The organism is Bradyrhizobium sp. RD5-C2 (genome assembly GCF_019972155.1).
Classification (GTDB): Bacteria; Pseudomonadota; Alphaproteobacteria; order Rhizobiales; family Xanthobacteraceae; genus Bradyrhizobium.
Genome location: NZ_BOVL01000056.1, coordinates 65494 through 82536 on the forward strand (window position 1 = coordinate 65494; position 17043 = coordinate 82536).

18 protein-coding genes and 1 pseudogene are annotated in these 17043 nt (G+C 65.6%); 9 read left to right on the forward strand and 10 right to left on the reverse strand.

Annotated features, from left to right (window positions below; all coding sequences use genetic code 11):
- Window positions 1–110 precede the first annotated feature (110 nt).
- From BraRD5C2_RS34945 to BraRD5C2_RS34970, 7 genes and pseudogenes are all read left to right on the forward strand, one after another.
- Window positions 111–890, forward strand: a complete 780-nt coding sequence (locus tag BraRD5C2_RS34945; protein ID WP_223976183.1) for a MotA/TolQ/ExbB proton channel family protein — start codon at window positions 111–113, stop codon at window positions 888–890.
- On the forward strand, window positions 887–1576 hold the full coding sequence (locus BraRD5C2_RS34950; RefSeq protein ID WP_223976185.1) for a hypothetical protein: 690 nt from the start codon (window positions 887–889) through the stop codon (window positions 1574–1576). Before BraRD5C2_RS34945 ends, BraRD5C2_RS34950 begins: the two co-directional genes overlap by 4 nt.
- Window positions 1569–2177: a hypothetical protein gene (locus BraRD5C2_RS34955; protein ID WP_223976187.1), complete on the forward strand. Its 609-nt coding sequence runs from the start codon at window positions 1569–1571 to the stop codon at window positions 2175–2177. The genes BraRD5C2_RS34950 and BraRD5C2_RS34955 overlap by 8 nt, the downstream gene beginning before the upstream one ends.
- A gap of 624 nt (window positions 2178–2801) precedes the next feature.
- Window positions 2802–2936, forward strand: a complete 135-nt coding sequence (locus tag BraRD5C2_RS39480) for a hypothetical protein (protein WP_016843141.1) — start codon at window positions 2802–2804, stop codon at window positions 2934–2936.
- Window positions 2933–3526 (forward strand): TetR/AcrR family transcriptional regulator, encoded by a 594-nt coding sequence (locus BraRD5C2_RS34960; protein ID WP_223976189.1) that lies wholly within the window; start codon window positions 2933–2935, stop codon window positions 3524–3526. Before BraRD5C2_RS39480 ends, BraRD5C2_RS34960 begins: the two co-directional genes overlap by 4 nt.
- 106 nt (window positions 3527–3632) lie before the next feature.
- Entirely contained in the window at window positions 3633–4373 is a 741-nt protein-coding gene (locus BraRD5C2_RS34965) for a metallophosphoesterase family protein (protein WP_223976191.1), read from the forward strand.
- A gap of 5 nt (window positions 4374–4378) precedes the next feature.
- Window positions 4379–5841 (forward strand): annotated as a pseudogene (locus BraRD5C2_RS34970) (serine/threonine protein kinase).
- Window positions 5842–5852: 11 nt separating this feature from the next.
- Here BraRD5C2_RS34970 and rpe read toward each other — a convergent pair.
- Window positions 5853–6554 (reverse strand): ribulose-phosphate 3-epimerase, encoded by a 702-nt coding sequence (rpe, locus tag BraRD5C2_RS34975; protein WP_223976193.1) that lies wholly within the window; start codon window positions 6552–6554, stop codon window positions 5853–5855.
- 251 nt (window positions 6555–6805) lie between these two features.
- Between rpe and BraRD5C2_RS34980 the strand changes: the two genes are divergently transcribed.
- Complete coding sequence (locus tag BraRD5C2_RS34980) at window positions 6806–7639, forward strand: EF-hand domain-containing protein (protein ID WP_223976195.1); 834 nt, start codon at window positions 6806–6808, stop codon at window positions 7637–7639.
- Here BraRD5C2_RS34980 and BraRD5C2_RS34985 read toward each other — a convergent pair.
- The 7 genes from BraRD5C2_RS34985 to BraRD5C2_RS35015 form a co-directional block, all read right to left on the reverse strand.
- A complete protein-coding gene (locus BraRD5C2_RS34985; protein WP_223976197.1) occupies window positions 7636–8631 on the reverse strand; it encodes a P1 family peptidase in 996 nt (331 codons plus the stop codon). The genes BraRD5C2_RS34980 and BraRD5C2_RS34985 overlap by 4 nt on opposite strands.
- Before the next feature lie 119 nt (window positions 8632–8750).
- Window positions 8751–9869 carry a branched-chain amino acid ABC transporter substrate-binding protein gene (locus tag BraRD5C2_RS34990; protein WP_223976199.1) on the reverse strand — a complete coding sequence of 373 codons (1119 nt, stop codon included), beginning with the start codon at window positions 9867–9869 and terminating at the stop codon, window positions 8751–8753.
- 166 nt (window positions 9870–10035) lie between these two features.
- Window positions 10036–10785, reverse strand: coding sequence for an ABC transporter ATP-binding protein (locus BraRD5C2_RS34995; protein WP_223976201.1), 750 nt, complete (start codon window positions 10783–10785; stop codon window positions 10036–10038).
- The gene (locus BraRD5C2_RS35000; protein WP_223976203.1) at window positions 10782–11615 is read right to left on the reverse strand and encodes an ABC transporter ATP-binding protein; all 834 of its coding nucleotides are present in this window, start codon (window positions 11613–11615) and stop codon (window positions 10782–10784) included. Before BraRD5C2_RS35000 ends, BraRD5C2_RS34995 begins: the two co-directional genes overlap by 4 nt.
- On the reverse strand, window positions 11612–12937 hold the full coding sequence (gene livM, locus BraRD5C2_RS35005) for a high-affinity branched-chain amino acid ABC transporter permease LivM (protein WP_275945293.1): 1326 nt from the start codon (window positions 12935–12937) through the stop codon (window positions 11612–11614). Before livM ends, BraRD5C2_RS35000 begins: the two co-directional genes overlap by 4 nt.
- A gap of 10 nt (window positions 12938–12947) precedes the next feature.
- Window positions 12948–13865 (reverse strand): ABC transporter permease subunit, encoded by a 918-nt coding sequence (locus BraRD5C2_RS35010; protein ID WP_223976205.1) that lies wholly within the window; start codon window positions 13863–13865, stop codon window positions 12948–12950.
- 380 nt (window positions 13866–14245) lie between these two features.
- The gene (locus BraRD5C2_RS35015; protein ID WP_223976207.1) at window positions 14246–15004 is read right to left on the reverse strand and encodes a hypothetical protein; all 759 of its coding nucleotides are present in this window, start codon (window positions 15002–15004) and stop codon (window positions 14246–14248) included.
- Between the two features lie 183 nt (window positions 15005–15187).
- Here BraRD5C2_RS35015 and BraRD5C2_RS35020 point away from each other — a divergent pair, with 183 nt between their 5' ends.
- A complete protein-coding gene (locus BraRD5C2_RS35020) occupies window positions 15188–15730 on the forward strand; it encodes a hypothetical protein (RefSeq protein WP_223976209.1) in 543 nt (180 codons plus the stop codon).
- On the opposite strand, the gene BraRD5C2_RS35025 is transcribed toward BraRD5C2_RS35020, so the two are convergent.
- Together BraRD5C2_RS35025 and pcaD are read right to left on the reverse strand one after the other, a co-directional pair.
- Entirely contained in the window at window positions 15710–16102 is a 393-nt protein-coding gene (locus BraRD5C2_RS35025; RefSeq protein ID WP_173637433.1) for a carboxymuconolactone decarboxylase family protein, read from the reverse strand. The two genes, BraRD5C2_RS35020 and BraRD5C2_RS35025, sit on opposite strands and share 21 nt — an antisense overlap.
- A 126-nt stretch (window positions 16103–16228) precedes the next feature.
- Window positions 16229–17011, reverse strand: coding sequence for a 3-oxoadipate enol-lactonase (pcaD, locus tag BraRD5C2_RS35030; RefSeq protein WP_223976211.1), 783 nt, complete (start codon window positions 17009–17011; stop codon window positions 16229–16231).
- Window positions 17012–17043 lie beyond the last annotated feature (32 nt).

The window sequence follows — 17043 nt, forward strand, 5'->3', positions numbered from 1 at the left end:
GACGAAACTTGGGCAGATGTCTTTGGACGACACACGCCGGCTCTGCTCTAACTGCAGGCGAGGCCGCCGCGGAGCCTCATGGAACAATCGCCACAGGGAGCTCGCGCAGCATGAATGCCAAGGTCGGCGCCGCCGCCGCATCGGCCGGCACGGATGCGGCGGAGCGTAGCGTCCTGCTGCTCTGGATGATCTTCACCGGCCTTTCAGTGTTCGCCGCCTTCCTGCTGTGGCGCTACGGGCTGATCCGCCTCATGGTCAATTCCGACCGCACCTACATTTCCAGCGTCATCGCGGTGCTGTACATCGTCACCTGCATCCATTGCTTCTGGCGGACGCGGGCGATTGCGCGGGAAGGGGAGGTTGCGCGCGGCTGCCGCGCCATCCTCGCCGCGCCCGACGGCGCCAAGGTGCTGGCGTCAGATGCGCGCGGCCTGCCCGGTGGCCTCGTCACCGATCACATCAAGAGCCTGGTGCAGAAGGCCGATGCGCAAGCCAGAGGCCGCATCGACCAGACCCTGCTGCTGCGGACGCTGGCCGACCGCCTGCGCGGGTCGAACGGGTTTGGCGCCTTCGTCTCCGACACGTTGATGAAGCTCGGCCTGCTCGGCACCATCATCGGCTTCATCATCATGCTGGCGCCGATCGCATCCCTCGATGCTGCCGACAAGGTCGCGATGAAATCGTCGATGGGCCTGATGAGCGACGGCATGGCGGTCGCGATGTACACGACGCTGGCCGGGCTGATCGGATCGATCCTGGTCCGGATCCAGTACTACATGCTGGATTCCGCGACCCAGCGGGTGTTTTCCGACGCCGTGGTGCTGACCGAGACGCACGTCACCCCGGCGCTGGAACGCCGCCTTGGTACGTCCGTTGGAACGCCGCCATGATGGACGAGTTCGGGCTCTATCCGCGCGAGGAGCCGTTCGATCCGCTCGGTGTCATGCTGTTCAAGGCGCTGCAGGTGATCGCCTTCCTGTTCTTCCTCGCGCTGCTTTCGGTGTCGCCGGATTCCAAGGAAGGCAAAATCGACTCCAAGGCGGAGTTCATCATCACGATGGACTGGCCGGACAACCATCCTGATGATCTCGACCTGTTCGTGCAGGACCCGGCCGGCAACATCGCCTGGTACCGGCATCGCGAGGCCGGCTTCCTGACGCTCGATCGCGACGATCGCGGCGGCGCCAACGACTTCATCGTCGTCAACGGCAAGAAGATCGCCTCGCCGATTCGCGAGGAGATCGTCACCTTGCGCGGCGTCGTCGCCGGCGAATACACCGTCAACGTCTCGCATTTCCAGGCGACGACCGGCGAGCCGGTGCAGGCCAATGTGAAGGTGCAGAAGCTCAATCCGACGGCGCAGGTGATCTTCGACGACAAGCTGACCGTCGACCACACCGGCGACGAGAAGACTGCGGTCAGGTTTCGTCTCGACGCCGAGGGCAAGGTGATCAACGTCGACCGGCGGCCGAAATCGCTGCTGGAAACCTTCCGCAGCAGTTGGCGCAACGGCGCCGACCTCGATCCGAACACCGGCGTCCCGAAATCCGGCGTCAGGGTGCTCCGCAATGATTAGCTTGCAGTCGGTGATCCTCACGCTCGCGGTCGCCTACGCGATGGTCGGTGCGCTGCTGCTGATCGTTCTGGTCTACGCGCGGCTGCACTGGTCGCTGAAGGCTATCGTCATCGTCGTCACCAGCGCGTTCTATTTCGTCAGCTTCGGTGGCATGCGCGGCCTGCTCGGCTGGGCCTCCGCGGAAAAGCTGCCGGCGAATTTCAAGCTGCTCTCGACGCGGATCGTGGAGCCGCATTCGCTGGAGGGCGATCCGGGCTCGATCTATCTCTGGGTTGAGGAGCTCGATGAAGACAACCGGCCGAGCGCGGTGCCGCGTGCCTTCCGGATTCCCTACAGCGACGCACTCGCCGAGCAGACCCACACCGCCGACAACGAGATCAAGGCCGGGCATCCGCAGGGCGGACGGGCGGCCGATTTCGGCGGCGGCGACGGCACCATCATGGATTTCGTCAGGGAGTACGTCACGCCGAAGACCATCCTGGAGACCACCGGTGGCGACTCCACGACCGGCACCTTCGTGCCGCCGCCGGCCGGCGCGCAAGGGTCGGTCTTCACGCCGCTGCCACCGCCCCGGATGCCGCCCAAGGACGAGCAGCGATAGGGGGCGCGTACCCGGCGAATGGCATAAAAATAGGGATCGCCAATAATCGGTCAGCGGGGTGGACAGTAGTCAACCGGAATTCCTCAATTCCCTGAACCGTGTAGTCTGTGGATAACCGGGGCTAGATTTCATCCCCAAGCCATTTTCCCGGCAAAGGGGCCGCTGCGTGAGGCGGCCCCTTTCGATTCCGGCACCCGGTTCCGGTGCCGTGAGGCGGCCTCAGAGCACCGTCAGGAATGCCATCGCGAGAACCATCAGCCACCCGACGATGACGAGCGAGACCACCGCGCCCGCGGTGATCTTGGCGATCTCCTTGAAGGTCATCGGCCGGTCCATGGCAGCCTCTCCTGGGGTAACCGCTTGAGACATAGGCACGGACCGGCGGATCACCCGGCTGCTCACGGAACGTTGTTGCGCGTCATCCAGGGCCCGGGCCGGCGGCCCTGATCGGCCCATCCAGGCCGCATAGCTGTCATCTCGCAAAGTCTGTCTGACAGATATTGAAATCTGTCAGCGAGATGGTGTATATACTGAACAGCCCAAGGGAGGAGGGCGCCCAGTGGCTGTTCCGGCGTTTGGCCGGGGGAGCCGTACTTAATTTGACTACCTCGAAGGACTACCTCCATGACGATAGAAATCTTTCAATTGACCGCCCAGATTCAACAGTGGCTCAACCTTCGCGTCGCCCGCCATTTGGCAGCCCAGGCCGCCAAGTTCACGCGCGGGCAGGACAGCGATAACCAGACGGTAAACGCATGAACGAGGCGGTGGTTTTGACTCCGGAGCGGATCCTCGAAGCAACCGAGGATGTTTTGAGGCGCTTCGGGCTCGCCAAGGCCACCGTTGTCGACGTTGCTCGCGCGCTGGATGTCAGCCACGGCAGCGTGTACCGCCATTTCCCGAGCAAAGCTTCGCTCCGCGACGCGGTCGCCAAACGCTGGCTCGACCGCGCCAACGAGCCACTGTGCAAGCTCGCAGCCGGCGATGGCCCTGCGCCGGAGCGGCTGGAGAAATGGCTGCGCACCGCCTTCACGATCAAGCAGAAGAAAGTCTGCGACGATCCCGAGATGTTCGCGACCTATCTCGCGCTCGCCCAGGGCGCGCGTGAGGTGGTGGAAGCCTACAAGGACAAGCAGGTCGATCTGATCGCGAAGATCCTGTCAGATGGTGTCGCGCAGGGCGTGTTCGAGGTCGACAATGTGAAGACGACCGCGCGGGCCGTGTTCGACGCAACCGTCCGCTACCATCACCCGGCGCATGCCGAGGAATGGGCCAAGCCCGAATGCCCGTCGCGGATCGACGCCCTGATCGCCCTGCTGCTGCGGGGCGTGCAGGTGTGCAAGCACTAACCGACCTTTCTTCCAACAGCCTCTGACCACCTCGTGCCTTTGGCCCGATTGCGAGCCCGGGGCCGCATGTGCTTGATATCGGGCAGGATCAGTCACGCGGACCACGATGCGGCTTGCACTCTTTGCCGATATTCATGCCAACAGACAGGCCTTCGCGGCCTGCCTGGATGCCGCGCGTGCGCGCGGCGCCAAGCGGCTGATCTGCCTCGGCGATGTCGTCGGCTACGGCGCCGATCCGGAATGGGCCGTCGACACGGTGATGGACCTCGTCGCTGATGGCGCGATCGCGGTGCGCGGCAATCATGACAATGCGATCGGTGTCCCCAGCGACAGCATGAATGCCGACGCGCAGGCCGCCATCGACTGGACCCGCGGCCGGCTCAGCGGCGAGCAGAAGGCGTTCCTCGCCGAGCTTCCGATGTCGCGGGAAGAGGACAACCGGCTCTACGTGCATTCCGAGGCGTCCGACCCCGTGAAGTGGCGCTACGTCCGCGACACCTCCGATGCCGCGCGCAGCATGATGGCAACCGAGTTGCAGATCACCTTCTGCGGCCACATCCATCGTCCGGGCCTCTACTCGATGTCCTCGACCGCGAAGATGACGAGCTTCGTTCCGACCGCGGGCGTTGCGGTTCAATTGCTGACCGGCCGGCGCTGGCTCGCCGTGCTCGGCTCGGTCGGCCAGCCGCGCGACGGCGATCCCGCGGCATCGTTTGCGATGTTCGACACCGCAAGCCGCGAGATCACCTATCACCGCGTGCCCTACGACGTCGCGACCGCCGCGGCGCGGATCAAGGCGAGCGGCCTGCCGCTCTGGCTCGCCGATCGCCTCGCCGTCGGCAGGTAATCCCGATGGCGGCGCTGACGATGCAGCCGGGCGCCGAGATCGATGGCTTCACCATCGGCGAGCGCGTGCACCGCGGCGGCATGGCGACGCTGTGGAGCGTCACCCATCCCGGCATCACCGTGCCGCTCTTGATGAAGGTGCCGCTCACCTCGGAGGGCGAGGATCCGGCCGCGATCGTCAGCTTCGAGATGGAGCAGATGATCCTGCCGCGGCTGTCGGGGCCGCACGTGCCGGCCTGTTTCGGCAGCGGCGATTTCGAGCGCCAGGCCTATGTGGTGATGGAGCGCATCCCCGGGCAGACGCTCTACAGGCGGCTCGACGCGCTGCCGTTGCCGTATGAGGAGGTGAGGGTGATCGGCGGCAAGGTCGCCACTGCGCTCGCCAGCCTGCACCGGCAGAACGTCATCCATCACGACATCAAGCCGAGCAGCATCATGTTCCGCGAGCGCGGCGAGGTGGTGCTGATCGATTTCGGCCTCTCGCATCACCAGCATCTGCCCGATTTGTTGCAGGAGGAGTTTCGCCTGCCTTACGGCACTGCGCCCTACATGGCGCCGGAGCGCCTGCTCGGCGTGCGCGACGATCCGCGCAGCGATCTGTTTTCGCTCGGCGTGCTGCTGTATTTCTTCACGACTGGCGTCCGCCCGTTCGGCGAGACCGAGACCCTGCGCGGCATGCGCCGGCGACTGTGGCGTGATCCGTATCCACCGCGCAGGCTGCGATCCGACTATCCTCCGTGGTTGCAGGAGATCGTGCTGCGCTGTCTCGAGATCGATCCAGCCGCGCGCTATCCGACCGCAGCGCAGCTTGCCTTCGATCTTGCCCACCCCGAGCAGGTGAAGCTGACGGCGCGGGCGCAGCGGCTCGATCGCGATCCGCTCGGCACGGTCTGGCGCCGCCGCTTCAATCTCGGCGCGATGCCGCCGCAGCCGAAGTCCAATGCCGCGGCGCAGCTCGCAGCGAGCCCGATCGTTGCGGTCGCGCTCGATCTCGGCGAGGGGACCGAGGCGCTGAACGAGACCATCCGCGTCACTGCCGAGCAGGTGCTGTCGACGTCGCCGTCGGCGCGGCTCGCCTGCGTCAACGTGCTGAAGCTCAATCGCCTGGCGATCGACCGCACCCATGACGAGCAGGGCCAGAACAAGCATGTCGACCGCCTGGTGGCGCTCCAGCATTGGGCGCGACCGTTCAGGCTCGAGGAGGGGCGGCTGACCGTGCATGTGCTGGAGGCGATCGATCCCGCCGCCGCCATCCTGGAATTCGCCGCGGTCAATCTGGTCGACCACATCATCATCGGCGCGCGGCAAACTCGGTGCGGCGCGCGCTGCTCGGCAGCGTCTCCGCCAAGGTCGCAGGCGAAGCGCCGTGCACGGTGACCGTGGTGCGGCCGTCGCGGCTGATGCCGATGACGGAGGCGGGCGACGACACGGCGGCCAGTGCCGCGGTCACGCCGCCCGCGTTGTTCTAATCCTTGGTCGGCTAGATCGCTTCGCCGCGCGCCTCGGCCGCTGCGTGGCGGATCGCGGCGATGTTGGTCTTGTAGGCCTCGACGGTGCCGCCCTTGAACACGGCCGATCCCGCGACGAAGGCGTTGGCGCCGGCGGCGGCGAGCTGGCCTGCAACGTCGGGCGCAACGCCGCCATCGACCTCGATGTCGATCGGCCGGCCCGCGACCATCGCCCTGACGTCGGAGATCTTGCCGATCGCCGAGCGGATGAAGGCCTGGCCGCCGAAGCCGGGATTGACCGACATGACAAGCACGAGGTCGATCAGGTCGAGCACATATTCGATCGCGCTCACCGGCGTTGCCGGATTGAGCGAGACGCCGGCCTTCTTGCCGAGCGCGCGGATCGCCTGCAGCGAGCGATGCAAATGCGGGCCGGCCTCGGCATGCACCGTGATGTGGTCGCAGCCCGCCTTGGCGAACGCCTCGAGATAGGGGTCGCAGGGCGAGATCATCAGGTGCGCGTCGAAGATCTTCTTGGTATGCGGCCGCATCGCCTTGATGACGTCGGGGCCGTAGGAGATGTTCGGCACAAAATGGCCGTCCATCACGTCGAGATGGATCCAGTCGGCGCCGGCCTGGTCGACGGCGCGGACCTCCTCGCCGAGCTTTGAGAAATCCGACGCCAGGATCGACGGGGCGATAACGAGGGGACGCGGAGTGAATGACTGAGTCATAGCGCAGTTCCGAAAGACTTCAGGGGGCGACGGGTGATCCCGCCTAACACGCTGACGCGTGGCGGGCAATGCGAGCGGATGGTACCTCGGAGCCGGAAAATTCTGCCGCCGGCGGCAGCTCTTGCCGGGTGCGCGGAACCCGTATCGATGCGCCAGGGCCTGGTTTTATTGGGTTTTTGCCATGGCACGCCGCTTGCTGCGCCTTTGGCAAGCGTTTGAGCCGCCATGCGCGGCCTTGTTGGAGTATTGCCATGTTATTCGCCATTGGCGCTGCGTCATCCGCCATTGATCTCTTGAGCTCGCTGATGTCGTCGAAGTCGACGACACAGACCGGCAGCTCCACGCAGGGAAATCAGTCGACCGGGCTGTTCTCGGCCGCGACCAGTAGCTCGACGTCCGCCAGCACCAGCACCAGCACGAGCGTCGGCTCGGGCAGCAGCAGCTCCCCGCAGATTTCGCCGCTGACCATGAGCGCGCTGCTCGACGCGCAGAGCCAGTCGCAGACCACGGCCTCGACCAGTGCGATCCCGACCAGCCGGTCGGATGCGCTGAAGGACCTGTTCTCGCAGATCGACGCCGACGGCAACGGCCAGATCACCAAGTCGGAATTCGAGAAGGCGCTCGGCGCCGGCGGCACCAACACCGCGCAGGCCGACGACGTGTTCTCCAAGCTCGATACCAATGGCGACGGCAGCGTCAGCCTCGACGAGATGTCGCAGGCCTTGCAGGGCCACAAGGGCGGCGGCCATCACCATCATCACGCGGCCGGCGGCGCGACCGATGGATCCGGCGCCAGCAGCGGGGCGGACGGATCGAGCTCCGATCCGTTGATGCAGGCGCTGAACGGCGCGACCTCGGCCTCGGTGACCAACAGCGACGGCTCGACCACGACGACCATGACCTATGCCGACGGCTCCAAGGTGTCGATGACGTCGCCGGCCGCGGCTTCCACCACCAGCAGCGCGACCTCGTCCTCTGCGGGCAGCAACGCGACCTCGTCCTACAATTTCATCGAGCAGCTGATCCAGCGCCAGTCGCAGGCGATCTCGGCCCAGGCCTCGTCGTCACTGTCGGTCAGCACCTAACCGAATTTGTCCCGCCAGCTCGGCAGCGCGCCGGGGAACGGCAGGGCGGTGGCTGAATGAATGCCGCGGGCGATCGCGCGCGCCACCGTGTTGGCGGCGATGCCGCCGAGCTTGGTTAGGCCGAACAGCGGATCGACCGGCTTTACGCCGGTGGCCGCCGCAAACACCACATCGCCGTCGAGCGGGGCGTGCACCGGATAGATCGCGCGCGCCATGCCGGTCTGCGCGATCATCGCAAGGCGCCGCGCCTGCGGCTTGGTCAGCTGCGCATCGGTCACCACAACGACGAGGGTGGTGTTCTCGGCGGCGGTGGCGTCCGCGCCGCCCTTCAGCCGCATCTTCAGCATGTCCTGATTGAACGCGGGCGGCAGTCCGCGCCCGCCGAACTCGCCGTCGACCTCGAACGGCGCCGCCCAGAACCACGGGCCGCTGCCGACCATGACGCTGCCGACCGCGTTGACCACCGCGAGCGCCGCGACCTTGACGCCGTCGTCGGTTACGGCGGACGCCGAGCCGAGGCCGCCCTTGAGGTTGGCGGTGGTCGCGCCCATGCCGGCGCCGACGCTGCCGAGCTCGAAATTGTCGGAGGCGGCATTTGCAGCGGCGTAGCCGAGATCGCGATAGGGCGGAAAGCGTCCCCACGCCTTGTTGCCGCCGTTGAGCAGGTCGAAGCAGATCGCGCCCGGCACGATCGGGATCACCGCATCGCGGATCCGAAAGCCGCGGCCGCGCTCGGCGAGCCAGGCCTGCACGCCGCCGGCCGCATCTAACCCGAGCGCGGAGCCGCCCGACAGCGTGATGCCGTCGATCGCCTCGACGACGTTATGCGGGGACAGCAGCGCGTCCTCGCGGGTGCCCGGGCCGCCGCCGCGGACGTCGATCGAGGCCACCGCCGGCCGCTCGAACAGGATCGCGGTGACGCCGGAGGCGATCACGGCGTCGTCGGCATGGCCGACGCTGACGCCGGCAATATCGGTGAGAAGGTTTTTCACGATTTGAGTCCGTCCGCCTGCTGTCCGATCGATCCGGTATAGCAGCCGCGGCGGATAAGCAAAACGCCCCGGCGGACCGGGGCGTTTTCGTATCTCTGATCCGATCAGGCGCGAGAGGCTCAGGAGCCCTTCGGATTGATCTCGGTGTAGTTGCCCTTGGCGTCCCACTTGTAGACGACGTAGTCGATCGCCTTGATGTCGCCCTTGGCGTCGAAGCCCATCTTGCCGAGCACGGTATCCCAGTCGCCGGCCTTGATGGTCTCCATCACCTTCTTGGCGTCGGTGGTGCCGGCCTTGGCGACGGCTTGCGTCCACACCTGCATCGCGGCGTAGGTGTAGAGCGTGTAGCCTTCGGGATCGATGTTCTTGGCCTTGAACTTCTCGACGATCGCCTTCGCGGTCGGCTTGTTGCGCGGATCGGGGCCGAACGTGAACAGCGTGCCTTCGGCGGCGGGGCCGGTGATCGAGGCGAACTCCTTGTCGTTCATGGCATCGCCTGCCATCAGCACGGTCTGCAGGCCCTGGTCGCGCATCTGGCGCAGGATCAGGCCGGCTTCCTGATGGTAGCCGCCGACATAGACCAGATCGATATTGTCACGCTTCAGGCGCGAGACGATCGAGTTGAAGTCCTTATCGCCCTTGTTGTAGGACTCGAACATCTTCTCCTGGAAGCCGGCCTTGTTCAGCGCCTTCTTGGTCTCGTCGGCGAGGCCTTTGCCGTAGGTGGTCTTGTCGTTCAGGATCGCGACGTTCTTGCCCTTGAAGCTCTTCATGATGTAGTCGGCGGCGACCAGACCCTGCTGGTCATCGCGGCCGCAGACGCGCGCCACGTTCCAGAGCTTGCGCTCGGTGAACAGCGGGTTGGTCGAGGCCGGGGTGATCTGCAGCACGTTGGCGTCGGCATAGGCCTCGGAGGCCGGGATCGACGACGACGAGCAGAAATGGCCGGCCACGAACGGTATCTTCGAGGAGCCGATCTTTTCCGCGATCGAGCGCGCCTGCTTCGGATCGCAGGCATCGTCGTCGGCTTCCAGCGCGAGCTTCTTGCCGAGCACGCCGCCGGCGGCGTTGATATCGGCGACTGCCTGCTCGGCGCCGTTCTTCATCTGCCGGCCAAAAGCGGATTCGGAGCCCGTCATCGGGCCCGCGACTGCGATGGTGATGTCTTGCGCGAACGCGCTCGCCGATAATGCGAACGACGCGCCCAGTGCCAGGCCGATCAGCTTCAGTGATTTCATGAGACGTCCCTCGTGGTCGTTGCCTCTTGCGGAAGGGCCCGGCACGCCGGGCCCCAAAACCGGCGGCATTCTCGGCTGATTTCGCGGCGAAGTCACCGGCAATTTTCAGGCAATTCGACGCTGCATCAGCCGCATCCTGCTGCAAGGGCGGCGCTCGAGGGGCGAGCTAGCCGCGGCGGCCGCCTTCCAGATAGGCCGCGCGGATTTCCGGGCGCTGCAGCAATTCGGCGCCGGTTCCGGCCAGCGTGATCAGGCCGTTGACCATGACGTAGCCGCGATGGGCGAGCTTCAGCGCATGGTTGGCGTTCTGCTCGACGATCAGCACGGTGAGGCCGTCCTGCCGGTTCAGCGTGCGGATGGCATCGAAGATCTGGCGTGCGATCAGCGGCGCAAGACCGAGTGACGGCTCGTCCAGCATCAACAGGCGCGGCCGGCTCATCAGGGCACGGCCGATCGCGAGCATCTGCTGCTCGCCGCCCGACAGCGTGCCGCCGCGTTGTGCGATGCGCTCCTTCAGCCGCGGAAACAGCGCGAATACGCGCTCCAGCCCGGCTTCGCGTTCGGCGTCGCTGCATTCGGTGGCATCGGCGCCCATCTGCAGGTTTTCCGCGACGCTCATGCGCGGAAAGATCCGCCGGCCCTCGGGCGATTGCGCGATGCGCAGCCGCGCGATCTCGTGGGTCGGCACGCCGGTGATGTCATGGCCGTCGAATTCGATGCGGCCGGCGCGGGCGCGCGGCCGGCCGAAGATCGTCATCATCAGCGTCGACTTGCCGGCGCCGTTGGCGCCGATCAGGGCGACGATCTCGCCTCGATTGATCTCGATGTCGACGCCCTTCAGCGCCTCGATCTTGCCATACGCCGCACGCACGCCGCGCACCGCGAGCAGGGGTGTGGTTGCCGCTGCCGCGCTCACGTGCCGCTCTCCATCACGGCGATCGCCTCTTCCTCGTCGGCGCCGAGATAGGCGGCGATCACCTTTGGGTCGTCGCGCACGGCTTGCGGCGTGCCTTCGGCGATCTTGACGCCGTAGTCCATGACCACGACGTGATCGGAGATCTCCATCACGACGGACATGTCATGCTCGATCAAGAGGATCGAGGTGCCCTGTTCGTTGCGGATCGACAGCAAGAGCTCGTTGAGCCCGCCGCTCTCGCGTGCGTTCAGTCCGGCCGCCGGCTCGTCGAGACAAAGCAGCGCAGGCTCGGTGCACATCGCGCGCGCGATCTCGAGCCGCCGCTGGTCGCCATAGGGCAGATTGCCTGCGGCGTCGTCGGCGCGGTCGAGCAGGCTGACGCGGTTGAGCCAGGTCCGCGCCAGCTCGATGGCGCGCTGCTCGGCCTCGCGCCAGGACGGCAGGCCGAGCAGGCCGAGCAAGGTCAGGCCCGAGGCGCGCATCAGCGCGTTGTGCTGGGCGACCATCAGGTTTTCCAGCGCGGTCATGCCGGGAAACAACCGGATGTTCTGGAAGGTGCGCGCCACCTTGGCCTGCTTGGAGATGCGGAAGTCGTTCAGCCGCTCGAGCTGGATGGTGCGGCCGTCATCATGGGCGAGGCGGATCGCGCCGCCGCTCGGCCGGTAGAAGCCGGTGATGCAGTTGAAGACGGTGGTCTTGCCGGCGCCGTTCGGCCCGATCAGCGCGGTGATCTTGCGTCGCTCGGCCGCAAAGGAGAGTTCGTTGACCGCGACGATGCCGCCGAAGCGCATCATCAGGCGGTCGACGGTGAGGATGTGGTCGCCGCTCATCCGTGGCCCTCCTTGACGAGGTCGGAAGAGATCGCCTGGTTGCGCTCCAGGAACACGGTCGGCGCGCGATGGCCGATCAGTCCGCGCGGCCGCCAGATCATCAACAGCACCATCGCGATGCCGAACACCAGCATGCGGTACTGATCGAAACCACGGAACAGCTCGAAGCCGCCGATCATGGCGAGCGCGGCAAGCGCGACGCCGAGCTGCGAGCCCATGCCGCCGAGCACGACGATCGCCAGCACCAGCGCCGATTCCTGGAAGGTGAACGACTCCGGGCTGATGAAGCCCTGCCGCGTGGCGAAGAATGCGCCGGCGAAGCCGCCGAACATCGCACCGGTCGCGAACGCCGTCAGCTTGGTAGTCGTGGTGTTGATGCCGAGCGCGCGGCAGGCGACCTCGTCCTCGCGCAACGCCTCCCAGGCGCGGCCGATCGGCAGCCGCCGCAGCCGGATTGTCACCCAGTTGGTGAGCAGCGCCATCGCCAGAATTAGATAGAACAGGAAGACGAGGCGGTGGGTCGGCGAGAACTCGATGCCGAGCCTGGCGGCGAGCCCGTCATCGCCCGGCGTCAGCGGAATGCCGAACATCGTCGGGCGGGGAATCCCCGAGACGCCGTTGGGACCGCCGGTCAGGCTCTGCCAGTTGATGATGACGAGGCGGATGATCTCGCCGAAGGCGAGCGTCACGATCGCCAGATAGTCGCCGCGCAGCCGCAGCACCGGGAAGCCGAGCAGCACGCCCCAGAACGCCGCCAGGATGCCGGCGAGCGGCAGGCAGACCCAGAACGACAATCCGAAATTGGTCGCGAGCAGCGCGTAGGAGTAGGCGCCGACCGCATAGAACGCGACATAGCCGAGGTCGAGCAGGCCGGCGAGGCCGACCACGACGTTCAAGCCCCATCCCAGCATCACATAGGTCAGGACCAGGATCGACAGGTCGAGAATGTAGCGCTGGTTGTAGAAGATGACCGGCACGAGGAACGCGAACACCAGGAGCGCAGGCGCCAGCCATCGCCCGGCGAACGAGATCGCCGATTGCACCGGCTTCGGCACGATGCTGTCCTTGTCGACCGGTCCCCACCATTGCCGCAGCAGCTCGACGATGATGCTGCCGCCGAACACCGCGCCGACGAGAGCGGCGAGGTCGCCGAACCGGGTCCAGTAGATCAGGCCGCCTTGCGGTCCGGCCTCGGTGCGCACGCCGATCATCAGCGAGAACAGCACCAGCGCGACCAATGCGCTGATCAGGGCTTTCTTGAGAATGAAGGCGCTGCCCGAGGGCTGCGCGGCGGGCGATGGGCGGGCTGAGTTCGCGCTCACGAAGTGCCTGTCAGACTTTTTCGACTTCGGGACGGCCAAGCAGGCCGGTCGGCATGAAGATCAGCACCACGATCAGGATCGAGAACGCGGCGACGTCCTTGTACTCCACCGAGAAATAGGCCGACCAGAACGTTTCGATCAGGCCGATCGCAAGCCCGCCGAGCATCGCGCCCGGCAGCGAGCCGATGCCGCCGAGCACGGCGGCGGTGAACGCCTTGATGCCGGCGACGAAGCCCATGAAGAAATCGACCAGGCCGTAGTACAGTAGGTACATCATGCCGGCGACGGCGGCGAGCGCGGCACCGATCACGAAGGTCATCGAGATGGTGCGGTCGACGTCGACGCCGAGCAGTGCGGCCATGGTCTGGTCCTGCTCGCAGGCGCGCATGTCGCGCCCGAGCCGGGTGCGCGACACCAGCCAGGTGAACAGCGCCAGCACCACGATGGTGGCGAGGACGACCATGATCTGGATGTTGGAGAGCTGCACGGCGAAGCCTTGCGCGCCCTCATGCAGCGTGTAGCCGCCGGTGATGATCGGCGGCACCGGCTTGACGCGCGCGCCCTGCGACACCTGCGAGAAGTTGGTCAGCACAAACGACATGCCGATCGCCGACAGCATCGGCGCGAGGCGGAACGAATGCCGCAAGGGCCGGTAGGCGATGCGTTCGATGGTCCAGCCATAGAGCGCGGTGATCGCCATAGAGACCAGCAGCACGATCAGCAGGATCAGGGGGATCGCGGTGAGGCCGAGCGACACCAGCACCAAAAACGAGATCAGCGCGATGAAGCCGCCGATCATGAAGATGTCGCCATGGGCGAAGTTGATCATGCCGACGATGCCGTAGACCATCGTGTAGCCGATGGCGATCAGGCCGTAGATCGAACCGAGCACGAGGCCGTTGATCAGTTGCTGGGCGAAATAATCCATGCGCTGCCGTAACTCGAGGGGTGACGCGCCGAGGGCCCCCCGGCAGCCTGATCCGTCGCGTCGTGGTATTTTCTAACAGTGGAACCCCGGCGGCGGCAACAGCGTGGCAGCAGCAGATAAGGGCTTGTACATAACTACTTCGGCGGGTGCGGTTCCGATGTCACAGGGGCGACACCTCGTTGCCTTGCAATGATCACGCCGGAACCCGTGTTGGCCGAGCCAGGCGGCGGTCAGAAGCCCCGGGGAGCAGCAGGATGCGGGCCGGCAGGGCCAGAAGCCCAATCCGGAGCGCTGGTGCCGAGCAATTGAGCAGGCGCAACAAGAGGGGTCTCGCCGAACGGCGAAGCCCTTTTGTTAGCTCGTTTGTTTCTGCTCTCTGTTCAGGCCAACTGATCGGCGAAGCGGCCGCGGAAGGCGTATGAACCGAAATGCGTGAGCTCGCTTCGAAGGTCGAGCCAGATTTCGCCGCCGAGATCGAGCCAGCGCCGGCAGAAGGCGTAGTCTTCGGATAGATACTCGCCGGTCTTCTTGTCGATCATGCATTCGAACAGCGAGACGCGGTCGAGGTCGGCGCGAACCAGGTCGCCGGTGTTCAAGTCGTTGCTCTTGTGGTTCGCCCGATATTTGAGTTCGGGATGGGCGTCGCACAGCCGGACGAGGGCGGATCGCTTCATCATCAGGAAGCCGGTTCCGGCATATCGGACCTTGGCGAAGCCGTCGCCGCGCGCCGTGATCTGATCGCCCTCCCATGTGACGACATAGTCCAGCGAGGATGACGCGAGGTTCTGCCGCTTGGCCTCAGCAGCGCGCTGCACCTTTGCCCAATCGATGTGCTTGAGCGGGTAGGCCGCGGCCGAAACCTCGGCGTCGCAATCCAGCAGCCGGAAGACGGACTCGGGTTCGAACCCGATATCGGCATCGATGAACAGGAGATGGCTGGCGCCGGATGCAAGGAATTGGTGAGCCAACTCGTTCCGGGCGCGCACGATCAGCGATTCGTTTCCGATCAGGTGGAACTGGATGTCGATGCCCCGGGCAGTGGCTGCGGCCTGAAGCTTCAGGGCGGACAGCACATAGGCCATCTTCAGGTCGCCGCCGAAGCACGGCGTTGCGACGAAAACGCGGGTTCTTTCGGTCATTTTACCCCCTTATTCCTGCCCGGCGCAGCTGCTGGCCGAGCCCGATCGGCATCGATTCGGAACCATCGCACCGCGCTTAACCTTAACAAAGGGTTTAAATTGCTGCCGGCAATCGATCGGCGTTACCTCGCAGGCTGAACCGTCGCCGCTCCAAAGGGCGCCGGAGAGAAGCGGGAAGCGGCAATGTCGAGCAACTGGCGGATCAGCTCCTTCAACGGCGCGCTGCTTGCGGCCTATTTCATTCCGGTCTGGACCATCATCTCCTTCAGCATCATGGTATCGCCGATCCACGGCCTCTATGAGCGGCCGAGCGTATCGATTGCGTTCTACGCCAACGACTATCTGCATCTCGGCAAGATGGCGACGGTGCGACTAGCATGGCTGCTGGCGCTGGCGCGGATCACGGTGGTGGCGTTCTTCGCGGTCTTCCTCGCGATGACCGCGTTCTCGCCGCTGCGCAAGAACAGCCGCGGCGGCGACGAGGCGCTGGCGGTGGCGCTGTGCCTCGGCAGCGTGCTGAGCTTTGCCAGCATGATGATGGCGTCCAAGGTTGGCGAGATCGAAGCACTGCGCATGCATGCGGCCGAGCTTCTGATGCTGCTCGGCACCGCGATCGTGATGCTGTTCGAGACCTCGCCGAAGCGATCCGCCGAGTCGTCCGCTGCTACGCCACCTGCCGCCGAGGCGGGCGCACCGGCCGGCGAGCTATCCCTTCAGCAGCCCTAGTTCCGCGATGATCGCGCCGGCTTCCTTGACGGCATGATTGGCCGCGGGCACGCCGCAATAGATCGCCTGCTGCAGCAGGATCTCCTTGATGTCCTCGGGCGTGAAACCGCCTTCGCTGAGCGCTGCGCGCACGTGCAGGCGAAATTCGTCCCACTGGCCGAGCGCGACCATGGTGCCGATCACCAGCACGCGGCGCGTGCGGTGATCGAAATGCGGCCGGGTCCAGATGTCGCCCCACGCATAGCGCGTGATCAGGTCCTGGAAGTCGGTGTTGAACGCGTTGCGGTTCTTGATCGACTTGTCGACCCATTCATTGCCGAGCACCTTGCGGCGCTGCGTCATGCCGTCGTCGCGGCGTTGATTGTCGTCCATTGATGTCTCTCCGGGGTACGTCATTCCGGGGCGGTCCGCAGGACCGAACCCGGAATCTCGAAGTTGTGGATGCGGATCGAGATTCCGGGTTCGATGCTTCGCATCGCCCCGGAATGACGATGGTCGTTAACGTTGCGTCAGGAAGCCGACCACGGCTTCGGTGAAGGCGTGTGACTGCTCGACATTGGAGATGTGCGCGGCATCGAGCAGCGTCATGCTGGCGCCGGGAATGCCGCTGCGGATCATCTCACCCGCCGACACGGGCGTTGCCATGTCCTGCTTTCCCGCGATCACCAGCGTCGGGCTCTTGATCCTGGGCAGCAGCGCGCGCTGGTCGAGCGTCGACAGCGCTTCGCAGCAGGCGAGATAGCCCTCGACAGGCGAGGCCAGCAGCATCGCCTTCATGCGCGCCGCGGTCTCGGGTTCGCGCTCGCGGAAGTCGGCAGTCAGCCAGCCCGCGATCACGGCATCGGCGACGGCGGCGATGCCGCCTTGCTTCACCGCCTTGATGCGGTTCAGCCAGTTGGTCGGATCAGGATAGTAGCAGGCAGTGTTGGCGAGGATGATCTTGCCGAATCTGTCGGGCGCGTTGGCCCCTAACCATTGCCCGACCATGCCGCCCATCGACAGGCCGCACCAATGCACCTTCTCGATGTTGAGGTCGTCGAGGATCGCGAGCACGTCGCGGCCGAACCGTTCCATCGAGTAGGGGCCCGCCGGCACGCCGGATTTGCCGTGGCCGCGCCGATCGTAGCGGATGACGCGGAACATCTGCGTCAGCGCCCGCATCTGCGGCTCCCACATCTGCAGGGTGCAGCCGAGCGAATTCGACAGCATCAAGGTCGGTCCGCCGTCGCGGCCGTCCACCTGGACGTTGAGCAGGCATCCGTCGGCGTTGATCATCGGCATCGTGCACTCCTTGTCATGCGCGGACTTGATCC

Coding starts and splice junctions, on each gene's coding strand:
- BraRD5C2_RS34945 (WP_223976183.1), top strand. CDS start 111: ATGAATGCCAAGGTCGGCGCCGCCGCCGCATCGGCCGGCACGGATGCG.
- BraRD5C2_RS34950 (WP_223976185.1), top strand. CDS start 887: ATGATGGACGAGTTCGGGCTCTATCCGCGCGAGGAGCCGTTCGATCCG.
- BraRD5C2_RS34955 (WP_223976187.1), top strand. CDS start 1,569: ATGATTAGCTTGCAGTCGGTGATCCTCACGCTCGCGGTCGCCTACGCG.
- BraRD5C2_RS39480 (WP_016843141.1), top strand. CDS start 2,802: ATGACGATAGAAATCTTTCAATTGACCGCCCAGATTCAACAGTGGCTC.
- BraRD5C2_RS34960 (WP_223976189.1), top strand. CDS start 2,933: ATGAACGAGGCGGTGGTTTTGACTCCGGAGCGGATCCTCGAAGCAACC.
- BraRD5C2_RS34965 (WP_223976191.1), top strand. CDS start 3,633: ATGCGGCTTGCACTCTTTGCCGATATTCATGCCAACAGACAGGCCTTC.
- rpe (WP_223976193.1), bottom strand. CDS start 6,554: ATGACTCAGTCATTCACTCCGCGTCCCCTCGTTATCGCCCCGTCGATC.
- BraRD5C2_RS34980 (WP_223976195.1), top strand. CDS start 6,806: ATGTTATTCGCCATTGGCGCTGCGTCATCCGCCATTGATCTCTTGAGC.
- BraRD5C2_RS34990 (WP_223976199.1), bottom strand. CDS start 9,869: ATGAAATCACTGAAGCTGATCGGCCTGGCACTGGGCGCGTCGTTCGCA.
- BraRD5C2_RS35000 (WP_223976203.1), bottom strand. CDS start 11,615: ATGAGCGGCGACCACATCCTCACCGTCGACCGCCTGATGATGCGCTTC.
- BraRD5C2_RS35010 (WP_223976205.1), bottom strand. CDS start 13,865: ATGGATTATTTCGCCCAGCAACTGATCAACGGCCTCGTGCTCGGTTCG.
- BraRD5C2_RS35015 (WP_223976207.1), bottom strand. CDS start 15,004: ATGACCGAAAGAACCCGCGTTTTCGTCGCAACGCCGTGCTTCGGCGGC.
- BraRD5C2_RS35020 (WP_223976209.1), top strand. CDS start 15,188: ATGTCGAGCAACTGGCGGATCAGCTCCTTCAACGGCGCGCTGCTTGCG.
- BraRD5C2_RS35025 (WP_173637433.1), bottom strand. CDS start 16,102: ATGGACGACAATCAACGCCGCGACGACGGCATGACGCAGCGCCGCAAG.
- pcaD (WP_223976211.1), bottom strand. CDS start 17,011: ATGCCGATGATCAACGCCGACGGATGCCTGCTCAACGTCCAGGTGGAC.